We start from the raw sequence: 17,395 nt of genomic DNA, 5'->3' as shown, positions 1-17,395 counted from the left end.
CTTTTCTCCTATTCTAACGGGATATATATTTCTCACGGATAATTTGTGGCATTTCAAAATTTTGTTCTTTTAAGTAGGCAAAAGCTTCGTCGATCATACTCGGATTTCCACATAAATAAATAAGATCTTCCGCAGGGTTTAATTGAAGCTCTGGAAATGCAGTTTGAACATATCCACTAAATTCAAATTCTTTTAAATTTTCTTTCGGTTCACGACTTAAATGGGCACGAAATACTACCTGAGTCGAGAATTCTTTGGCAAAGGCGCTAAATTCATTTTTATAAAGGACATCTTCACTTTTTTGCACCCCTTGTAAAATAACTACTTTACTATCGGGATTTTTCAGTAAATGTTCTTTTAACGAGGAAAGCATGGCTCTATAAGGGGTGACGCCGGTACTAGTGGCTACCAAAAGATAACGTTTGGGGGCGTTATCTTTTAGAATAAGCCTACCAAAAGGGCCGGTAATATTTATTGCATCACCTGGTTTCAAATTAAAAAGGAGTTGTGTACCCGGGCCGCCTTCTACATAACCTGCAGCAAATTCTATAAGATTGTTTTGTTGTGGAACATTCGCAATACTATAACTACGGCGTAAAATTTTGCCTTCTTTTTCAAAATGAATTGTTATAAATTGACCGGGGAGATAATCAAAAACCGGGTTTAAGGAGCTTTCGAAAACAAAATGCTTTACCTTTGGCGAAAGCATATAGGCTTCTTTTAAAATAACCGGGAAAGGTTTAACCTGCATAATCATTACACTTTTAAAAAAACTTCCTAATATTAGGGAAAAATTTAAACAATGCAAGTAGTATTGCTACCTGTAGACGATGAAATGTAACTACTTGCCCAATAAAATGAGTATATACTTTAACATATGAATAATTCAGATTTTGTGCGAATTCTGGGCAATATAAGTCAATCATTACTTCCTATTGATTCGCTAATAGCTGGGCTTGCCTATTTATTAGGCATACTTTTTTTTATGTTAGCGCTCTTTAAATTTAAAAAAGTAGCTGCGAAAGGAGGGGGACAAGATAATAAAATGTTTATCCCTCTAGCTTATCTTCTCGGAGGCTCTGCGCTTTTATTCTTACCCTCAGCAATTACCCTTTTCTCTTATAGTTCTTTTGGGCAAAGCAATCCTTTACAATATATTCAATATAACCCCTATAATGTTTATGGCGCAGTTAGAATGTTAATTCAAACGGCAGGGCTTATCTGGTTCGTGCGTGGCTGTGTTTTATTAGTCCATGCCAGCGAGCCTGGGGTTCAAGAAGGACCAAAGGGTTTGGCGTTCTTGGTAGCTGGAATTTTAGCTGTGAATTTTGAAGGGACCATTTCTTCCTTAAATGCTGCAATAAATTATTTAATGGATTTAAGTTTTTCTTCAAATACCACCACCTAAAAAACGCATAGGAGTAATATAATGAAAGGTAAACATGGATTAGGGATACTATTTTTTTTACTACCTTTTATGACACTGGCACAGGGCGAAGCGCTGTCTACAAGTCTCATTCTAGATCAGGTAAAAGTGCTAAAGAGCAGTGAAAAACAAGGAGACGAGCTCTATTTTGATATTAATGTTTATCAACCAAACCAACAAATAAGCCTGGTACGGGTACCACAAAAACCTAATCATTGGCCTTCAGCTATTCTCGATAAAATAAAGCAAGTACCTATTTGGAGTGCCTCTTTAAAACCGGGAGAAGCAGTTACTTTAATTATATCGCTGGTTGATAGTGATGATTTTGTTTTGAATCCAGATGATTTAATTGGCAGTGTGCGCTTAAATATTAAAAATGAAAATGGAACTTTAAAATCTACCTGGAGTGTTCCAAATCAGAAAAAAAATGAGACGCAAAGTGATAATGTCCAAAAATTTGTAATACAAAATGCAGATTCTCAGTATGAGGTATATTTTACCTTAAAAAGCTAATTTCTTTTAAAACATTCTCTGTAATTCAACAGGTAACCCTGGTTGGCAAGCAACCAGGCTACAATGCATGGTAGGTATGGGGAAGCAAAAGAACAGAACTTATTCCGAATCTTCCTCACCGCAAATTTTTAAATTATTGGTTTTAGCAAATTCTAATATCGCATTATAAACCTGAGGGCTCGATTCTTTTAATTTGGGGTCCAAGAGAACACATTTATACCCTTCATGGTTAACGCTGGGTTGTAATAAAGGAGAGTAATGAATACGGCTGTTTTTAAAAGTAGCCATTGTTCCGCTCATGCGCTCAGCCCAATCACTGGGACGGAAATGTTTTCCTTGGGGAGTGACTCCTTCAATAGTAATTACTTTTTTATCTTTAGATTTAGGCATAGTTCATACAGTATAGCATGTAGGTTGGTGCCGAAGGCCCAACATTTTTTAGAGATTGTATTGTTGGGCCTTCGGCACCAACCTACATTAGTATAATTGAAATTTAAGGTCTAGACTAAGGAATGGCAAAATTTATTCTGATTATGGTAGGATTCAGCAAATTATTTTAAGAGAGTTGCATGTTGAAGCAGAAGGAAAGTCATTCTGGTATTTATTTGTTACCTAATTTACTAACTACGGCGAGTTTGTTTGCTGCGTTTTATTCAATGGTGGCTTCGGCCAAAGGACTATTCGAACCGGCTGTTATTGCCATTTTTATCGGCATGGTGGCAGACGGTTTAGATGGTCGTATTGCCAGATTAACCAATACACAAACAGCTTTTGGGGCCGAATACGATAGTTTGTCTGATATGGTTACTTTTGGGGTAGCGCCTTCGCTTTTACTTTATAGCTGGAGTTTGGATCAGCTGGGGAAAATTGGTTGGTTGGTGGCTTTTATGTACACGGCGGCAGTGGCCCTTCGTTTAGCGCGATTTAATGTGCAGATTGATATAGTCGATAAAAAATATTTCCAAGGGCTGGCTTGTCCTGCCGGCGCTGCTATTGTGTCCTCTTTTGTATGGTTTTGTGAGCAAAATACATGGAATAATTATTATATTATTTCCCTGACTACTGCTGTTTTGGCGCTAGTAATCGCCGTATTAATGATTAGTAATTTACGCTATTATAGCTTTAAGGAAATAGACTTTAAGGGTAAAGTCCCATTTCTATATATATTAATTATTATTGTTTTATTTGTAGCCATTGCTGCAGCCCCTTCGTTTGTTTTATTTTTTGGTTTCTTAGGGTATGCCCTTTCTGGTCCTTTTTACGCGGTATTATCTTACAAACGCAGAGAGAGAAATATAGGGAACGAAGAGGATAAGTGATTACCGAGCCGTGCACGTAAATAAGCGGAAAGTTTGGGTTTGGTGCGGATCGTAAGTAAATAGAAATTTGAGATACGATAATCTAAAATTTCCCCTTTAACGGTTTCACGCGAAAGATCAAGTTTCCGCTCCCTCAGGCCGGCAGGTCGCCAAATAGATGCTAGAAGAGTTGTGGGGAGCCCATCCTGCAATTCGTTCGATTATTCTTTTTCATCAAAGCGATTATTTATTAGCTTCACTAAAGCTTCGGCCATTTCTTCCTCGTCCGGTCCCTCTATTTCCAAGGTGAGTTCAGAGCCTTTATGGGCAGCTAGTAGCATAACTCCCATGATGCTTTTACCATTTACAGTTTGACTTTCTTTAGTCACTTCAATGGCGCTTTGAAACCTTCCCGCTAGAGAGACGAATTTGGCTGAAGCTCGGGCGTGAAGGCCGAGTCTGTTGATAATTGGAACTGTGATTTTTATCATTTTTAAAATTTTATAAGGAAAAAAAAGACTCCTGAGACATTAGACTATAATATTTACTCAGGAGTACTCAAATTATTCGCGATGGTGGTTACGCAATTTTTCTTTGTGTTTAATTAATTGGCGATCCAGTTTATCCACTAATTCGTCAATGGCCGTATACATATCTTCAGCTTCGGAGCTAGCGTGCAATTCACCTTTGGCAATTAAAACAGTGGCTTCAGCAATTTGACGCATTTTTTCTACATCAAAAACTACGTTAATAGCTGTTATTTTATCAAAATGCCTTTCTAATTTATCAAATTTTTCCTGTGTAAAGGATCTTAATGCAGGGGTAACCTCCATCTTGTGCCCTGTGAAAGTTATTTCCATAAACGCTCTCCTCATTTTTTTTAAAACTTACCTTCTAAATCGCTTCCTCTCGCTAGAAGAAGCAATACCCATTGCTTCCCTATATTTTGTCACTGTTCGACGCGCAATTTGAATACCCTGTACAGCAATTTTTTGCATAATTTTATGATCACTCAATGGCGCATTAGGATTTTCCGCTTCAATTAATTTTTTTATCAAAGCTTGAATGGCTATTGAGGAGCATTCTTCGCCCCGTTGATTAGAAACATGGCTTGAGAAAAAATATTTTAATTCAAATAAGCCGCGAGGGGTATGAATAAATTTTTGCGTAGTAACTCTCGAAATAGTTGATTCATGCATGGATAAAGCAGAGGCCACTTCGTTTAAAATTAAAGGTCTCATAGCGACAGCGCCTTTATCAAAAAATTCTTTTTGGTAGGCAACAATATAACTTGCGACTTTCAATAAAGTTTCTTGTCGGCTCTTTATGCTTCTCAAGAACCAACGTGCTTCTTGTAAATTGTTTTTAAGAAACTGAAGATCCGAATTATTTTCCGCTTTGTTCATTAATGACACATAATAATCATTAATACTCAGCTGGGGAAGCACTGAATTATTTAGAAATACAGTCCAATCGCCATTTATTTTTTTAACTGTAAGATCAGGTATTGCATATTCAATGGCTTGTGATGCAATCGCATTACCTGGTTTGGGATTTAACTGCCGAATCGTGGTTTTTATCTGTGCTAACGCTTCAGTACTAATCCCATACGCTTTAAGGAGGGGCTTATAGTTATGGGCGGCTAATAGTTCAATATTATTTTTAATTATATCCTCGATAAGGGAAATATAAGGGGTATTTTGATTTAATTGATTTAATTGCACTAATAAAGTTTCTACCAAAGTGCTACATCCACACCCAATGGGGTCAAAATTTTGAATTAAATGCTGCACTGCCAAAATTTCTTCTTTATCAAGCGTGGGTAATTGTCTTTTTAAACTGAGGAATAATTCTTCTATTTCCAGGGTTAAAAAGCCATTATCATTTATGGCATCTATTAGGGCCTGTCCTATTTGTTTATCTGTTTCACTAGCGGGCGTTAAAGTAAGCTGCCATAGTAGATGTTCACGTAAATTAGCTGTTGTACAGTGTAAAGTTTCAAAGATGTAATCATTTTCATTAAAACCACCCACATTACTTGGAGAATAGAGGTGAGACCATTGGAAATCATTAAACTCTTCTATTTTTTCTTGTGTAGCAAAGGTTTCTTCTTTTTCTTCAACTGGATTTGCCTCTAATAAAGGGTTCGTTTCAAGGCGTTGTTGGATTTCCTGGCGTAAATCAAGGGTGGATAATTGTAATAATCGAATAGCTTGCTGCAATTGAGGGGTAAGGGTTAATTGATGTGTTAAATTCAATTGTAAAGAAGGTTTCATGCAATCCTCTAGAAAATACCCCTATTATTATCAGTGTAATCCATATATAAATATTATCCAGTGTGTTTAATATCGAGCTATATTATTTGACGGTTGCTAGCTAAGGCTTAACAAATTTTACATTAGTGCAATACAAATGTTTTATCTTGAAGACCCAAGATGTCATTTTTATACTGAGTATTCGCGGGAAAAAATTAGAAGGAATAAGATAATTTGCAGAAAGATAGAAATAAAAAAGGCCTCTTAAGAGGCCTTAAAATTATTTAACTTTTTTCTCTTTAAAAACCACATGTTTACGTACTTTAGGGTCGTACATTTTTAATTCCATCTTTTCAGGGTGATTACGCGGATTTTTAGTGGTTGTTTTATAGTATCCGGTACCCGCAGTGGATTCCATTTTTACTTTGACGGTAATTGCTGCCACGGTTTATCCTCTTTAAATTAAATTTTTTCGCCTTTGGAGCGTAATTGATCAATAACAGCTTTTATTCCAAGCTTATCAATGATGCGAATACCTTTAGTGCTTACCTTCAATGTAACAAAGCGATTTTCTTCTGCTACCCAAAATCGGCGCGTTTTAATATTCGGTAAAAAACGTCTTCTAGTTTTATTGTTGGCATGCGACACATTATTTCCAGTGGTTGGTCGCTTACCAGTAACCTGGCATACTCTGGACATGTTTTATTACTCCACTGCCTGACGCAACGTCGGCATATTCAATATAATTTCTAGGTGGCGTTTTATAGCAAAAATTGGATAAAGATGCAAGTAATATTGGTATTTTGTGAAAATTTGCAAACTAGTCCTCTGTGCATCTTATTCTCTTGTATCCGTGTATTTTGTTTACAATAAGAAAGAGAGTATAATTCGCTATTTTAGTCCAATATTCATGCATCCAAGAACTATTAAAAGTTATGTTTTAAGAGCTGGCCGAGTCAGTAACCGTCAACAGCATGCTCTCGATAATTGGTTACCCTTATATAGTTTGCCCCAAACCGAGGAACTATGGGATTTAAATAACCATTTTACAATGAAAGGGGAAGTCGTTGTTGAAATTGGATTTGGAATGGGCGATTCCTTATTAAGGATGGCTAAAGAAAATCCCGCCCTTAATTTTATTGGAATTGAAGTACATCAAGCCGGGATAGGCGCACTAGTCGCCGGTATTCACGAAGCAGGTCTTCATAATATTCGGATTGCTTCCTTTGATGCGGTTGAGGTCTTTAAAAAATATTTACCAGATAATTCTTTACAAGGTATACAAATTTTTTTCCCTGATCCCTGGCCTAAGAAACGCCATCATAAACGTCGTTTGGTACAGCGGGACTTTATTAAGACATTAGTAAAAAAAATTAAACCCGGTGGCTTTATTCATTGTGCTACTGACTGGGAGGAATATGCCCATCATATGCTTGATGTCTTGGAAAAAGAAGAGCAGTTGAAAAATCAGCAAATTGAAGGCGGATTTACTCCGAAGCCCCCGACCAGACCATTGACTAAGTTTGAAAAAAGAGGGGAGCAATTAGGTCACGGCGTGTGGGACCTCATCTTTTTCAAAGTTATTTAGGTTGTCTGGATGAAATATTTAGAGTTACTAGAAGAGTTAAAAGGAAAGCATCTGTCCGTGGTTATTAGAAAACTTCGCGAAGATTTGCTTAAAAAACTCACCTCTCCTCTTTTCAGTGCCGAAATGCGTTCTTTTATGGTAACTCTTAATGAAGACGAGGTTCCTTTTAGAGACTTTGAAGAAGAACCGGCGCCTGTTTCACAAATAAAAAAAGGTATTAATGCGCTTTATCACCTGGAACAAGCCCTTCTGGATGTAGAAAAAACAGACTTTAGGCTTTTAAAGCCCATTCAGGCTATTCTTGATTTACGGATGCTATATAGTAAAACCCTTCACCACGTCTATTTAGCGCTTTTCCCGTTAATGCATTTTGATGTAAGCCTCCCAGAAATTTTTGCAAATGAAATAGCTACTTTAAGGCCAATTTTAGCTCAATTATTTTCTCTTGCGGTTCAATACCAGCAGAGAGCCACTCTTCCCAAACAAGAACAAATAGAAGGGATAGTAAAAAATACGGGTCTTGCCGTTGGAGTTATGCTAGATCAAATGCAAGCAAATTCCGGGGAAGTAGATTATGAATTTATTACTCAATTTACTGCGCGAATTCCCCATTACCTGGATAGGTTAAATCTATATGTGGCGCAACTCTCAGAAAGTATTGTCAAGCATGGGCCTAGTATAGACAAAAAAAAATTAGAAGGGCTCCAAGCGGATGCTTCGCAGCTCTTACATTCTCTAGAAAATCTGAAAGCAAATCGTTTTGTAGTTTCAATTAAAATCATCAATTATATATTTGTGGTCCGTCATACCATTATATTGACCATGAGTATTTTCAAAGAAATTGGGCATGTAACTGATTCTACCCAAGATATTTTACGCGAAAAATTAGCTTTACTAAAATATAAGGTCTTACCCGAGTTATTTGAAGTTATTGAAAAAATAGAAGTGGAGTTCATGTTAGTTCCTGGAACTCTCTCTAAACCCACCATGGAAAAAATAAGTCGTTTGTATGATCTGTGTATTCAACATTTACAAAAAATCATTGATTTTAATGCGAAAGGAAGGGAGCTTTTAACACTTGAAGATGATCGATTCCTACAACTTCGCTTGCAAAATTCGTATCAACGGATATCAGAACATAATAGAGCCTTAGCATTATTCAGAGTGTCAGAAATAGCAGTAAAGAATTTCTTTGCCATCTTAAGAAAAGATAAATATAAAAGTTTACGTCTTTGCGAACTTCCTCCGTTTACTAGAAAACAGCTGTTAATTCATTTTTCTTTTTTTCATCATTTAGTCAGGCAAATAGAGCCCCATATGTATAACATAATACTTGTGGGATTAAATCCATCTTCTCACATAGTAAGGAGTAGTTCGTTTCTTGCGGAAGGGCAGGTTACAAAGGTTATTCCTTTAGAGAGGGCTCTACAATCTCAATTGCGTAAAGCGGTAGCGGATCATCAATTCCATGTACAATTAAACGAAAATATGGTGGCGAGTGTCATCTTGGATAGTAACCCTGCTGTGTATCCATGTAGAAGCTTGAATCCTTATTTAATTGACGAACGCAAGATATTTCAATCTCCTTCCCATTTTGAAAATTCACGTTTTAATCAATTGGATGGCGAATACTATTTAGACCATCCTTCAGGCCATCAGGTGGTTGATTTAATTGCCTATTATGATTTTAAACTGCAGGAGATAGCCAGAGCTCAAATTGCTTATGAACAATTCTTAAGATTGGTAGAACTTTGGGAGTTAGGGGATACACAAAATATAGAAAAAAGGAGTAAATTTCAAAAATGGTATTCCCTTTTTCAAGCCCATTTTTATTTTTCTGCACTTGGGATGCACACAGTTGCATTTGATAAAGCGTTGGTGAATTGTTTTAACGAAGATCAGAGCTCAAATCTTACTCAAGAGGTAATTCTAGAAAACCTAAGACCATTAGGAAATATTTTAGCTACAGCTCAGGACCGTTTTGAGCAAAAGAAAAAGGAAATGGTTCAGTTGTTTAAAAAACAAACTAGCGAAGAGGGCGAATTAGAAAAGTTATCTTTACTTAGCCCAGCTGCGCGAGCTGAATTTATTATCTCGCACACCCATTTCTCAAAATTCTCTCACGATTTACGCGGTTATATACAGCAGATCTTTACCATTTTTAATCAACCCATGCGCAGGGAACTAACCCCCATGATGGACCAGGTACCTTACCCCGAAATGGTAAGTGATCAGGTTGCATTAGAAGTGCCCGAAGTCCTGGGTATTTTAAGAAGGTTAAGTAATAGTGCTTTTCATTTGCATCAGGCTGCTGTGCATCTTGAAGAACTTCGCGAAAAAAGTACGGAGGTTACTTTTGTTTTAACTTTCCTTAAAGCAGCCAAACATTTCAGAGAAATTGCAGAAATTGTAAAAAGATTAGCTAATACCCCTTTCATTTATTTCATAAAACAGGATTTAGAAGAAAAATTACAAGCGTTCAAAAAGGCTTTTTTGGGAGTCAAAGAAATTTACGTGTGGGAAATTCCACCTGCTGCTCCAGAAATGAAGGGAAAAGATGCTATCACCTTGGTTCTAAATGCTTTGTTATTATTACCTGTTCACATAGAAAAGAGGGTTAAGAAGCAACCATTGCGGGCGGAGGAGGTGGAAGCATCGCGATCGCATAGTCAAAATCTGGCAAGAACTATAGCCGATATTATCGTTCGGTCAGACTCTTCTTTTCAGTTATTTCTTAGCCTTCCCACCATGTATGGTTTATATACTCACCTACAAGAAAAATTAAGTATATTAAGTACCTGTACGCACGATACCGTCACTGCGCATTTAGAAGATATTAAAAATACGTGCTTGGTTGATCTTTTAAATCATGCCGATGAATGGGAAGATAAATTATTCTTACAGCCAGGGTTGATAAGTAATCCTTTGAGTCGCTTGTTGGACATATTTTTTAAAGGACTTTTGGAACCCTTAAATCTTTCTTCCTCTACCCACCTTAACCTTATAGATAACATAGCTGTATATGATAAACGCGTGTTAAAACAAGCCGCGCGAATTGAATCTGCCGTAGTACTACAAAATGAATTGCATGAGCATCTGGAAAAGATAAAAGAATTTGAAATCTGCCTGAGTGATTTTCAGAGAGAAAATACAACGCATCCTTCGGACCAAGAAACTTTACAGCAAAAAAATAGTTGTTTAAAACACGCTTTTCTTGCTTTACATCCTTTTTTAGTAAAAGAAAGACCATTCTTAGCTAGCGTAAATGCGGGAAAAGGTCATGCTAGTTCAATTACCGATAGCCTTCTTAATGCGTATCTTTCTGACGAAAGTGCGCGTTTAGAGAATATAGAGTTTCTAGTGCGTGTCGCTAAAAGCTGGTGTAAGGGGATGATAAGAACGCAGAAATTAATTATTGACTCTGCTAATGAAAAAATTGCCCATTTAGCTTCAGAGCGGCAAGTCCAAGAACAAGTTCATAAGAAATATAAGCTTGAGTATGCTAATAGAATATATAGACGCCTACTGAAACCTGCTTCTTTGCATTGTAATTTTATTCATGTTAATGATGAGTATTCAGAAGCGCTAAGAGCAGTATTGCGCCGTCACCAACCAGCGCTAGTGGAAGAAGCGTTGCGCACCGATAATGTAAAAGAATCTTTGGAGAATGCAATAAGCTTGCGCGTTCTGGATTTTGAGCAGGAGAATTATAAAAAATACAACCAGCTAGAGTCTATTATGGCAGTATTCGCTCAGTTGAATTCATACGTTGAGAAATCGAGACTTCATTTAGTAAATAGCCATCCATTATTTGAGAATGCCGATACACTCCACCAAAAGTCCGCACTTATAGCGGAAGCAGAAGCTATTGCTTCAGATAAAGAGCAAGAAGTTGAAGAACGCTTATCATTACTACATGAAAAGATTCTTTCCCATCGCTTTGAGGAGACCATTCTTGCTTACCATATATATGAACCTTTTACTTATGGTTGGCTAAAGCAGTGGATGTTTTCTGTTTTTGAATTATTGCATTTATATACGCCGGATCATAAAAAATTATTAAACGAGTTAAAAGGCTTGGCTAATGAGCCATTAATCGCTCCTTCCAGATGCAGGGCTGCACTTTTTACTCCACCTCCTCCAGGGCGCCGCGTTTATTCCTTGCCTCCTGTTGATGAGAATGGATTATTAAACTTATCGGATAATTTATCGAGAACTACCCCTTAGTTGGGGGAGTACCCGGAAACTTTAAATACTATTTTTCATCTATCGCTTTTTGTGCCTGGAAAATCAAAAAAATCTCGCAATGGAATACCATTACTCGTTTTTTTTAATTTCCCAGACGCAAAAATCGAATCGCTCAAAACCTAGCATTTTGAAGTATCTTGGGGAGATACCCAAGAAACTCCAAAATACTATTTTTCATCTATCGCTTTTTGTGCCTGGAAAATCAAAAAAATCTCGCAATGGAATACCATTACTCGTTTTTTTTAATTTCCCAGACGCAAAAATCGAATCGCTCAAAACCTAGCATTTTGAAGTATCTTGGGTATAGAATGCTATTTTTGTTAAAAGGCGGGAGAAATTATGGGGTGGAATGAGCCCGACAAAGATAAGGATCCTTGGAGTGGGAAAAATCAACCCCCGGATTTAGATGAGGCGTTAAAGCGGTTGCAAGATAAATTAAAAAAAACTTTTTTAAGAAACTCTTCTCCACCCGAGTCTGGTGATGATAACCGTTCAAATGGTAAATTTTTAGCGTTGATCATATTTTTTGTGGCATTTGCTATCTGGGCTCTCTCTGGAATTTTCATTGTTGATCCCGCAGAGCAAGCAGCTATTCTTCGCTTTGGAAAATATGTTGAAACAGTAGGGCCAGGACCTCATTGGATCCCAAGACTTATTTCTTCAAAAATAATCGTAAACATAGACCGTGTCGCCGATTATTCCTATTCCGGCCAAATGTTAACTAAAGATGAAAATCTTGTTTCGGTTGCTATTGCTGTGCAATACCGTATCGGTGATTTACAAGAGTATTTATTTAACGTCGCTGATCCGGAAGAAAGTTTAAAACAAGCTACTTCTAGCGCATTACGGCAAGTTGTGGGGCAGACAACATTAGATCAGATGATTACCGAAGGTCGCGAAGCATGGGGCAATAGTGTGCAAGATACACTTGTAAAAATTTTAGCAGGATATAAAACAGGTATTGCTATTGTGAATGTTTCACCCCAACCTGCAAGAGCTCCCGAAAATGTGCAAGATGCCTTTGATGATGCAATAAAAGCGCAAGAAGACGAAAAGCGGTTTAAGGATCAGGCACGCGCTTATGAAGCACGTGTAGTTCCCATTGCAGAAGGAAATGCACAACGAATTCAGGCAGAAGCCACTGCGTATGCCGAGCAAGTGGTATTAAAAGCCCAAGGGGAAACAGCAGAGTTTTTAGAGTTGTTGCCTCAATATTCTCGCTCACCTTATGTGACCAGTGAGCGTATGTATTTAGAAGCGATGCAACAAGTTTTAAGTCGAAGTACTAAAATCATTGTGGACAATAAAGCAGGGAATTTACTTTATTTGCCCCTGGAGAAATTATTTTCCCAAAACAATCAACCAAACACTGCCGAAAACAGTAAACCGGAGGCTACTGTAGCTAATGCAACCCAAGGTGAGGCTGGTGGGGGTGATTTATTTGATGGGCGAGAAACAATAAGACCCACAGAGCGTTTGGGAAGGAGTGAATAATGAACGGTACACGCACTTTATTAGCTGTTTTAGGTTTTTTTGTACTTTTGCTCTTAATCACTAGTGTATTTACGATTACCCAAGGTCAACATGGGATACTTTTACGTCTAGGGCGTTTAGTTGAAGACACTGATTCGAAACAGGTAAAAGTAGTAAACCCGGGCTTGCATTTCAAGCTTCCCTTTATTGAAAAAGTACGTGTTTTTGATACGCGAATACAGACTTTGGACATTAAGTCGTCACGTATCGTAACGCGTGAGAAAAAAGACGTGATTGTTGACTATTATGTTAAGTGGCGTATTGACAACATTCCTCAATACTTTAAATCGACGGGTGGTAATGAGTTAAAGGCTGAAACTTTATTGGAGCAGCAATTAAATACGTCCTTACGCGCGCAATTTGGTAAACGCACCATATCAGATGTTGTTTCCGGTGGACGTGACGATTTGATGGTCGTTTTAAGGGACCGAGCAGAACAGCAAGCTGGTCAATTGGGTATCCATGTCGTTGATGTTCGTATTAAAGGAATTGAGCTGCCTGAAAATACGAGTAATGCTATTTATCAACGTATGCGGGCACATATGCAACAAATTGCCAACCGTCATCGTGCTGACGGGCATGCGGAAGCAGAAGCTATACAAGCAAGAGCCGATGCTATGGTCACTGTGGTATTAGCTAAAGCCCGTAGCGAAGGGCAAAAAATACGAGCCCAAGGCCAGGCAAAGGCCGCTGCCATTTATGCAGAAGCTTATGATAAAAATAAAGACTTTTTTGCTTTTTACCGCAGCTTAAAGGCATACGAAGGTAGTTTTAATCAAAAACAAGATATTCTCGTGTTAGACCAAAGCAGTGAATTCTTTAATTACTTTAAGCACGGAATGGCAAAAGGGAATGGTGTTACTGTAAAGAATTCTTTATAATTGGGTTTTATTATTGAAAATCCCGCTTACTGACGGGCGGTTATCGAGCCGTGACCGTGAGGGAGCGGAGATTTTATGTTGATGCAGACGGTGAAAGAACGAGTTTACCGAATGCTAGGAAAAGTTCAGAATTAAGAAAAGGGTTAAGCACACTTAACCCTTTTTTATTTACGATTTGTTTAAAGTAGGAAAAATACGTTTATGGGTAAGAATGTAGTAGTTGTGGGTACGCAATGGGGTGATGAGGGTAAAGGTAAAATTGTAGATTTACTAACTCATGATGCCCAGGTAGTCGTTCGTTATCAAGGCGGACACAACGCGGGGCACACATTGAAGATAAATGGCGAAAAAACGGTTTTGCGATTAATTCCGTCTGGCATTCTTCGCTCCCACGTTCGCTGTTACATAGGTAACGGGGTGGTTTTATCTCCTAAAGCGTTAATTGAAGAAATAAATGAGATAGAAGCGAAAGGAATTCAAGTGCGTAGCCGTTTACATATTAGTCCGGCTTGTCCGCTTATATTACCCTCACACGTTGCTTTGGATAAGGCAAGAGAAACTCATAAAGGTGGTTCTGAAGCGATTGGTACCACAGGAAGGGGAATTGGTCCGGCTTATGAAGACAAAATTGCCCGCAGAGCGCTTAAAGTCGGGGACTTGCTCGATAGCGAAAGGTTTAAACATAAGCTGAAAGATTTATTGCAATATCACAATTTTATTCTAAAAAATTATTACCAACAGCCTGAAGTAGAAATTCAAAGTATTCTAGAAGAGGCTACTCAGTGGGCTAAAGAAATAGTACCCATGCTAACTGACGTGACGTCGCGGTTGCATGAACATCGTGTGAAAGGTGATCACATTTTATTTGAGGGTGCTCAAGGGGTTTATTTAGATATTGATCACGGTACCTATCCTTTTGTGACTTCATCAAATACTTGTATAGGAAGCGTAGTAAATGGCGCAGGTTTTGGCCCGCTTTATCTGGATTATATTTTAGGAATAACAAAAGCGTATACCACCCGCGTGGGGGGCGGTCCTTTTCCCACTGAGCTAACTGATGAAACGGGTAAACGTTTAGCCGAAAGAGGAAATGAATTTGGCTCGGTAACTGGTAGGCAGCGTCGTTGTGGTTGGTTTGACGCGGTATTACTAAAACGTTCTATTGAGCTGAATAGTATTTCTGGTATCTGTCTGACTAAGTTAGATGTATTAGATGGATTAGAAACAATCCAGGTAGCAGTAGGTTATAAAGATAAAAATGGAAACACACTATCGAGACCTCCCCAGGCGGCAGAGGATTTTATAGGTCTTGAGCCTATATATGAGGAATTACCAGGATGGTTTGAATCTACAGCGGACATCACTTCATTGGATCAATTTCCTAAAAATGCCTTAGCGTATATTAACCGTCTCGAGGCTTTATTAGAGATTCCCATAGATATGATTTCTACCGGCCCGGAAAGAAACTCTACTGTTATTTTAAGGGATCCTTTTCTCAGAAAATAAAACATGGTAAATCACATGGAACTTTGTGTTGACAAAAAACCATTTTCAGCTCTTTTTCAGCCGTTGGACTTAGGATTTACCACACTGAAAAATCGGTTGCTAATGGGATCCATGCATACAGGTTTGGAAGAGGATAAGGAAAGCCTGAACCGGTTAGCTATGTTTTATCGTGAGCGCGCTCAAGGAGGAGTAGGGCTTATCGTTACTGGAGGGTTTGCTCCCAACCGTTCAGGCCGCTTGGCTCCTTTTGCGGCAAAGCTTACCAATAATAAAGAAAAAAATCGCCATACTTTAATTACAGATACGGTTCATGAAGCGGATGGAAAAATTGTTTTACAAATTTTACATGCTGGCAGATATGGCTATCATCCTTTTATTGTTGCACCCTCCCGTATAAAGTCTCCCATTAGTCCTTTTACCCCTTGGAAACTTGGTAAGTTTCAAATTAAAAAGACTATTGCCCATTTTGCCCGCTGTGCTTATTTAGCTAAAGAAGCAGGTTATGATGGGGTGGAGGTGATGGGAAGCGAAGGGTATTTGATAAACCAATTTATCGTTACTCATACTAATAAAAGAGTAGACGAATGGGGTGGCGCGTATGAAAATCGTATTCGTTTTCCATTAGAAATCGTAAGATCTATCAGAGCTAAAGTAGGGAAAGACTTTATAATCATCTTTAGACTGTCTTTACTGGATTTAATTCCCCAGGGTAGTAATTGGGAAGAGGTTATTTTTCTTGCCAAGGCACTTGAAGAAGCAGGGGTTACTCTGCTCAATACCGGAATTGGTTGGCATGAAGCGAGAATCCCAACTATTGCCACCATGGTTCCTCCCGCTGCATTTACGCAAATTACTAAAAAATTGAAATCGGAAATTTCTATTCCGATTATTACTTCAAATCGTATTAACACGCCAGTCATTGCTAATAAACTGCTCGAAGATAATGTAGCTGATATGATTTCTCTAGCGAGACCATTCCTTGCAGACCCTTTATTTGTAGAAAAGGCAAAGAGTGGAGAGCAGAATTCTATTAATGTTTGTATTGCATGCAATCAAGCCTGTCTCGATTTAGTATTTCAAAACCAACAGGCTACTTGTTTAGTTAATCCACGAGCGGCTAACGAAACCCAATTAATATATTCAGCTGTTCGCCAGCCGAAAAAGATTGCAGTAGTAGGGGGAGGACCTGCTGGGCTGGCATTTGCCGCAGTGGCTGCCGAAAGAGGTCACGAGGTTACTTTATTCGAAAAGAATAATGTTTTGGGTGGACAATTTAATTTAGCGAAAAAAATTCCTGGTAAAAATGAGTTTCAATACACCATTGATTATTTTTCACACCAATTACAAAAATATAATGTTCAGGTAGTTCTCAATAAAGAAGCTACTACCAATGATTTATTAAATTACGACGATATTATCGTTTCAACAGGGGTTACTCCACGCATTCCCGAATTAGAAGGAATTAATCACCCGAAAGTGATGACTTACATTGAAGTAATAGAAGGAAGAAAAGAACCTGGAAAAAAAGTAGCTATTATGGGAGCCGGGGGGATTGGTTTTGATGTCGCAGAATGGTTGGTTCACAACCCTTACCAAGATCCCTATTTAAATTTTTATCAAGAGTGGGGGATTGATCTTAGTGGTAATTCACGGGGAGGTTTGAAAACACCCGAAATTTTTGCCTGTGATAGAGAAGTTTTTTTATTGCAAAGAAAACAGGAAAAAATGGGTAAACGGTTAGGAAAAACTACTGGCTGGATTCATAGAAGCTCATTGAAACATAAAAAAGTAAAAATGATTTCAGGGGTGCAGTATATTCGCATTAATGATGAGGGGTTACATCTTATCATAGATGAAACACCAGTTCTTCTAGCTGTGGATTCTATTATTTTATGCACCGGCCAGTTAGAATCCAAGGGCTTATTTGCCCCCTTAAAAGCAGCAGGGAAGTCCGTTCACCTGGTGGGAGGCGCGTACAAAGCTTTAGAATTAGATGCAAGACATGCAATTAAGCAAGCGAGTCATTTAGCGGCACTTTTATAAGTTATGTGCGACATACTGCATACAAGTATGAGAAAGAAAAGTGGTTTGCTGCATATAATAAATGTGCATTTTGCTTTAATTTCTGCTATGATACTGATCAGTTT

16 protein-coding genes are annotated in these 17,395 nt (G+C 38.1%); 9 read left to right on the top strand and 7 right to left on the bottom strand.

Annotated features, from left to right (window positions below):
• Nucleotides 1-13 precede the first annotated feature (13 nt).
• The gene (locus EL206_RS02105; RefSeq protein ID WP_058462322.1) at nt 14-751 is read right to left on the bottom strand and encodes a ferredoxin--NADP reductase; all 738 of its coding nucleotides are present in this window, start codon (nt 749-751) and stop codon (nt 14-16) included.
• 126 nt (nt 752-877) lie between these two features.
• On the opposite strand from EL206_RS02105, the gene EL206_RS02100 reads away from it, so the two are divergent.
• Nucleotides 878-1,408 (top strand): hypothetical protein, encoded by a 531-nt coding sequence (locus EL206_RS02100; RefSeq protein WP_058461144.1) that lies wholly within the window; start codon nt 878-880, stop codon nt 1,406-1,408.
• A gap of 21 nt (nt 1,409-1,429) precedes the next feature.
• Complete coding sequence (locus tag EL206_RS02095) at nt 1,430-1,939, top strand: hypothetical protein (protein WP_058461145.1); 510 nt, start codon at nt 1,430-1,432, stop codon at nt 1,937-1,939.
• Between the two features lie 99 nt (nt 1,940-2,038).
• Here EL206_RS02095 and EL206_RS02090 read toward each other — a convergent pair whose 3' ends face one another.
• Complete coding sequence (locus EL206_RS02090; protein ID WP_058461146.1) at nt 2,039-2,329, bottom strand: DUF3579 domain-containing protein; 291 nt, start codon at nt 2,327-2,329, stop codon at nt 2,039-2,041.
• A gap of 179 nt (nt 2,330-2,508) precedes the next feature.
• On the opposite strand from EL206_RS02090, the gene pssA reads away from it, so the two are divergent.
• Complete coding sequence (gene pssA, locus EL206_RS02085) at nt 2,509-3,258, top strand: CDP-diacylglycerol--serine O-phosphatidyltransferase (protein ID WP_058461147.1); 750 nt, start codon at nt 2,509-2,511, stop codon at nt 3,256-3,258.
• Between the two features lie 200 nt (nt 3,259-3,458).
• Here the strand turns inward: pssA and EL206_RS02080 are convergent, their stop codons facing one another.
• The 5 genes from EL206_RS02080 to rpmB all read right to left on the bottom strand — a co-directional run bounded on the left by EL206_RS02080 (nt 3,459) and on the right by rpmB (nt 6,191).
• On the bottom strand, nt 3,459-3,728 hold the full coding sequence (locus EL206_RS02080) for an HPr family phosphocarrier protein (RefSeq protein ID WP_058461148.1): 270 nt from the start codon (nt 3,726-3,728) through the stop codon (nt 3,459-3,461).
• A gap of 72 nt (nt 3,729-3,800) precedes the next feature.
• Nucleotides 3,801-4,097 carry a ribosome hibernation-promoting factor, HPF/YfiA family gene (gene hpf / locus EL206_RS02075; protein ID WP_058461149.1) on the bottom strand — a complete coding sequence of 99 codons (297 nt, stop codon included), beginning with the start codon at nt 4,095-4,097 and terminating at the stop codon, nt 3,801-3,803.
• Nucleotides 4,098-4,124: 27 nt separating this feature from the next.
• Nucleotides 4,125-5,513, bottom strand: coding sequence for an RNA polymerase factor sigma-54 (locus EL206_RS02070; protein WP_058461150.1), 1,389 nt, complete (start codon nt 5,511-5,513; stop codon nt 4,125-4,127).
• Between the two features lie 259 nt (nt 5,514-5,772).
• Nucleotides 5,773-5,910, bottom strand: a complete 138-nt coding sequence (gene rpmG, locus EL206_RS02065) for a 50S ribosomal protein L33 (RefSeq protein ID WP_058462323.1) — start codon at nt 5,908-5,910, stop codon at nt 5,773-5,775.
• A 44-nt stretch (nt 5,911-5,954) separates the two neighbouring features.
• Nucleotides 5,955-6,191 (bottom strand): 50S ribosomal protein L28, encoded by a 237-nt coding sequence (rpmB, locus tag EL206_RS02060; protein WP_058461151.1) that lies wholly within the window; start codon nt 6,189-6,191, stop codon nt 5,955-5,957.
• A gap of 211 nt (nt 6,192-6,402) precedes the next feature.
• On the opposite strand from rpmB, the gene trmB reads away from it, so the two are divergent.
• The 6 genes from trmB (at nt 6,403) to EL206_RS02030 (ending at nt 17,291) form a co-directional block, all read left to right on the top strand.
• On the top strand, nt 6,403-7,080 hold the full coding sequence (trmB, locus tag EL206_RS02055) for a tRNA (guanosine(46)-N7)-methyltransferase TrmB (RefSeq protein ID WP_058461152.1): 678 nt from the start codon (nt 6,403-6,405) through the stop codon (nt 7,078-7,080).
• 9 nt (nt 7,081-7,089) lie between these two features.
• The gene (locus tag EL206_RS02050) at nt 7,090-11,307 is read left to right on the top strand and encodes a hypothetical protein (protein WP_058461153.1); all 4,218 of its coding nucleotides are present in this window, start codon (nt 7,090-7,092) and stop codon (nt 11,305-11,307) included.
• A gap of 360 nt (nt 11,308-11,667) precedes the next feature.
• On the top strand, nt 11,668-12,822 hold the full coding sequence (gene hflK, locus EL206_RS02045; protein WP_058461154.1) for an FtsH protease activity modulator HflK: 1,155 nt from the start codon (nt 11,668-11,670) through the stop codon (nt 12,820-12,822).
• Entirely contained in the window at nt 12,822-13,742 is a 921-nt protein-coding gene (gene hflC, locus EL206_RS02040) for a protease modulator HflC (RefSeq protein WP_058461155.1), read from the top strand. Before hflK ends, hflC begins: the two co-directional genes overlap by 1 nt.
• A gap of 201 nt (nt 13,743-13,943) precedes the next feature.
• Entirely contained in the window at nt 13,944-15,248 is a 1,305-nt protein-coding gene (locus EL206_RS02035; protein ID WP_058461156.1) for an adenylosuccinate synthase, read from the top strand.
• Nucleotides 15,249-15,263: 15 nt separating this feature from the next.
• On the top strand, nt 15,264-17,291 hold the full coding sequence (locus EL206_RS02030; protein WP_058461157.1) for an NADPH-dependent 2,4-dienoyl-CoA reductase: 2,028 nt from the start codon (nt 15,264-15,266) through the stop codon (nt 17,289-17,291).
• The last annotated feature ends 104 nt before the right edge of the window (nt 17,292-17,395 follow it).

Source organism: Legionella adelaidensis, from assembly GCF_900637865.1.
GTDB lineage: Bacteria > Pseudomonadota > Gammaproteobacteria > Legionellales > Legionellaceae > Legionella_A > Legionella_A adelaidensis.
Note: the sequence above shows the minus strand (reverse complement) of the source record. Positions and strands in the feature narration are given on the sequence as shown.

What these genes read in the sequence shown, in the direction of transcription:
- hflK (WP_058461154.1), top strand. Translation starts at nt 11,668, where the DNA reads ATGGGGTGGAATGAGCCCGACAAAGATAAGGATCCTTGGAGTGGGAAA.
- EL206_RS02030 (WP_058461157.1), top strand. Translation starts at nt 15,264, where the DNA reads ATGGAACTTTGTGTTGACAAAAAACCATTTTCAGCTCTTTTTCAGCCG.
- pssA (WP_058461147.1), top strand. Translation starts at nt 2,509, where the DNA reads ATGTTGAAGCAGAAGGAAAGTCATTCTGGTATTTATTTGTTACCTAAT.
- EL206_RS02050 (WP_058461153.1), top strand. Translation starts at nt 7,090, where the DNA reads ATGAAATATTTAGAGTTACTAGAAGAGTTAAAAGGAAAGCATCTGTCC.
- EL206_RS02095 (WP_058461145.1), top strand. Translation starts at nt 1,430, where the DNA reads ATGAAAGGTAAACATGGATTAGGGATACTATTTTTTTTACTACCTTTT.
- hflC (WP_058461155.1), top strand. Translation starts at nt 12,822, where the DNA reads ATGAACGGTACACGCACTTTATTAGCTGTTTTAGGTTTTTTTGTACTT.
- rpmB (WP_058461151.1), bottom strand. Translation starts at nt 6,191, where the DNA reads ATGTCCAGAGTATGCCAGGTTACTGGTAAGCGACCAACCACTGGAAAT.
- EL206_RS02070 (WP_058461150.1), bottom strand. Translation starts at nt 5,513, where the DNA reads ATGAAACCTTCTTTACAATTGAATTTAACACATCAATTAACCCTTACC.
- EL206_RS02035 (WP_058461156.1), top strand. Translation starts at nt 13,944, where the DNA reads ATGGGTAAGAATGTAGTAGTTGTGGGTACGCAATGGGGTGATGAGGGT.
- trmB (WP_058461152.1), top strand. Translation starts at nt 6,403, where the DNA reads ATGCATCCAAGAACTATTAAAAGTTATGTTTTAAGAGCTGGCCGAGTC.
- rpmG (WP_058462323.1), bottom strand. Translation starts at nt 5,910, where the DNA reads ATGGAATCCACTGCGGGTACCGGATACTATAAAACAACCACTAAAAAT.
- hpf (WP_058461149.1), bottom strand. Translation starts at nt 4,097, where the DNA reads ATGGAAATAACTTTCACAGGGCACAAGATGGAGGTTACCCCTGCATTA.
- EL206_RS02105 (WP_058462322.1), bottom strand. Translation starts at nt 751, where the DNA reads ATGCAGGTTAAACCTTTCCCGGTTATTTTAAAAGAAGCCTATATGCTT.
- EL206_RS02090 (WP_058461146.1), bottom strand. Translation starts at nt 2,329, where the DNA reads ATGCCTAAATCTAAAGATAAAAAAGTAATTACTATTGAAGGAGTCACT.
- EL206_RS02100 (WP_058461144.1), top strand. Translation starts at nt 878, where the DNA reads ATGAATAATTCAGATTTTGTGCGAATTCTGGGCAATATAAGTCAATCA.
- EL206_RS02080 (WP_058461148.1), bottom strand. Translation starts at nt 3,728, where the DNA reads ATGATAAAAATCACAGTTCCAATTATCAACAGACTCGGCCTTCACGCC.